Here is a 3,074-nt window from a genome sequence, read left to right on the forward strand (position 1 = left end):
TTATATTTGTGATCTTCATGGCTATTGTTTTAAGTTGTTTTTGGCGAAGTAATTTGATCACAATTAGTCATGAAGGTCGATCCCCTTTACTCATCTTTTTTTAATTCATTTCGTGGGGATTCGTCAGCTCCAGAACTGTATCATTTTCAGTGTTTGAAAATTCAAAGCTATAACTCGTTCGCACTCTTAAAATAACGACAATGCTATAAAGTAAAATATATGTCGTAATTAGCGGCCATGGCATGTCGTAATAACCAGATATAACTAAGAACATGCCTAACAATAGAAATAATAATCCCCATGATTTAATACTCACTTTTTTGGCCTTTTCCTGCAACTCTTGAAACGAAATACACAGCACGCATGCAAAGAGAGTAATATGAAGGTGCTTCAAACTAGCAAAGAGCAGCTCATCGTCCAATAAGTATCCTTGGTAACTTTCACTTATGAACACGTACATGAGTATCGCGATTATCGAGAACCACATAGCAATAGTAGTTGGCGGGTACTTCCAACTAAACCCAATACTGCGTTTGGCGTGGGAGATATAAAACTTATCCAGCATTAGCTTGATGCCTATGCCTGCTAAAAGCGCGAAACTATAATGCAGCGCGGGGCTTGTATTTAAAATACTGCCCCAGCTTGCGTAGGCTTGTTGTACAAAACTGACGTTACTTAAAAATACTGTAATCGTGGCCGCGGTAATTGCGCACAATAAAAGGGATAACCAACGCTGGGCTGGAATCGAAAGAGACTGCGACAATGTAATATCCTTATAAGTAAACAAGTTGAACTGATACAACTTATCCAGTCTATACTTAATTACTTGAAATTAGAAATAACGAGCAACTACATACTTTAAATCGAGCTTTAATCCTCCGTGTAGCGCGCAGGGCCTCCAAACCTCAGTGGTTCTATTTAATTACTTTGACCTGCTGTTTTCAGTTTTAATCTCACCTATAAGTAATGGTTTGAATAATAAAGCATCTTACACTGCATTTTATTTGAAAAGATAATCACACTACAAAACACCAAGGTGCTAGACAGACAATAAACCATAAGCTGTGGCGATTTAAGCGGTAAGATATAAGTCAGAATTATCACTTGTAGTGAGATGGCTTTAACCACGAAAAAGCCTACACCGAATTCTATTTAAAAAGACAATTTCACCACCGAGCGCACCGAGGTTTGATATTCATGTTCTTTTGTAGGTCGGGATTCATCCTGTCACATTTTTCAGGCTAAAGCCTGACCTACAAGATGTAAAACCGTAAGTATAAATCCCATGTAGGAGATGGCTTCAGCCACGAAGAGCTCTGTACTGCATCTATTTGATAAACAATCCCACCACTTCGAAAATCAACTCTCCTAAAAATACTAAAAACCCCGCTAAGTTTCCTTGCGGGGCTGTTTAGATCTATATTTCAGTTACCTAATAAAGCTATATAGCAATGCCATTACGGCAAGAACGCCGACAAACAATACAAATAAGGTGCTAAAGCGGCCACGGTATTTTTGTAATGCGGGGACTTTATACACGGCAATCATCGGCATGATGAATAAGATCATCGCAATAATTGGCCCTGAAAGCTTATCCATCATATCTAAGATGCTTGGGTTTTGAACTGCACAAAACCAAATTGCAAAAAACATGATTGCAACACCAATCTTATCTGCTATTTTAACGTCTAATTTAGTTTGCTTTGTTACAAGACCATTAAAGCTTTCACGTGCTCCTAAAAAATGACCCAAGAATGAAGATGTAATAGCAATAAATGCAACTAGAGGACCTAGCGTTGCTATAAATGAATTATCAGTTACATTTGCAAGGTAAGATAAAACTGACACATTTTGTGCTTTAGCTTGTAACATTTGCTCTGATGTTAAAGAAAGCACACACGAAAATACAAACAGCAGTACAAACACGATTAAAAGTAAGCTGGTACGCTTCAAAATCGCTTCAGACTTAGCTGTAGCTTCCTTACCATAGTGACCTCGCTGTATATTTGCAAAGCTTGAGATAGCCGCAGCATGGCTAAAAGAGAACACTATAATAGGAATTGATAACCATAATGTTTGGCTAAAGCTACCAAACTCTGGGAAACTCATATTTGGCATTTGCCAGCTAGGAATTAAATACAAAGATAAAAAGAATAATATGCCAACCAACGGGTATACCAATATTGCAAAGGCACGTAGCATTAGCTTTTCGCCACCTAACATTAGGCTGATCATACCTGCTACCAAAACACCTGAAAGTAATGCTCGAGATGGTGACTCCATCCCGAGCTGATTTACCATAAAGCTATCAACTGTATTGGTTAAACCTACACCATAAATAAGTAAGATTGGAAATATTGATAAGAAGTACAATAATGAAATTAGTCGCCCTGCATTGACACCAAAATGCTCTTCAACTACATCGGTAAAGTCTGCATCTTTATTTTTTGACGACAATACAAAACGCGCTAAACCTCGATGAGCTAAAAAAGTCATAGGAAAAGCTAAGCAAGCTAAAATCACCAACGGCCAAAAACCACCAATCCCTATATTTATTGGCAGAAACAAAATACCAGCCCCCACGGCAGTACCAAAAAGACTCAACACCCACTGGGTATCATGAAAATTCCATTTAGATTTGCTTGTTGTTGATGCCTCAAATTGCGTAGCATCAGTGGAAGAATTCATGCACTTCACCTATTAGAATAATAATTTGGCAAGAGCATATAGAAGTCGGCTAAAAATTTCAGGTTTTGACGATGCAATTAAGTAAATAATGCTAAATATGCTGTAATTGATGAGTTACTAACTGTCACTAATTTGAAACAGTCGTGAAATCAAAATTAAAATTCAAATAGAGGAAATAGATTTACTCGTTTCCATATTAAAATAAATCATATGTATAGCTGTAAAATTACACACACTATTTGAGTTCACTCAGTAAGATGTAGGTCGTGATTTATCGCGACAACCGATATATCGGGGTGTGTTGCTTTCAGATGAACGCCTGAGCGACACTGGCCACCTTGCACCTTGCACCTTGCTCGCTTTTTCACTTTCCTGCAGACGTAAAA

General features: G+C 37.8%; 2 protein-coding genes. Both read right to left on the reverse strand.

Annotation, left to right across the window (positions count from 1 at the left end; all coding sequences use genetic code 11):
- Positions 1-100: 100 nt before the first annotated feature.
- The gene (locus tag HH219_RS21420; RefSeq protein WP_169328570.1) at positions 101-763 is read right to left on the reverse strand and encodes a hypothetical protein; all 663 of its coding nucleotides are present in this window, start codon (positions 761-763) and stop codon (positions 101-103) included.
- A 665-nt stretch (positions 764-1,428) separates the two neighbouring features.
- A complete protein-coding gene (locus tag HH219_RS21425; RefSeq protein ID WP_169328571.1) occupies positions 1,429-2,688 on the reverse strand; it encodes an aromatic amino acid transport family protein in 1,260 nt (419 codons plus the stop codon).
- Between the last annotated feature and the right edge of the window lie 386 nt (positions 2,689-3,074).

Source organism: Pseudoalteromonas sp. NEC-BIFX-2020_015, from assembly GCF_012952265.1.
GTDB classification, from domain to species: Bacteria; Pseudomonadota; Gammaproteobacteria; order Enterobacterales; family Alteromonadaceae; genus Pseudoalteromonas; species Pseudoalteromonas neustonica.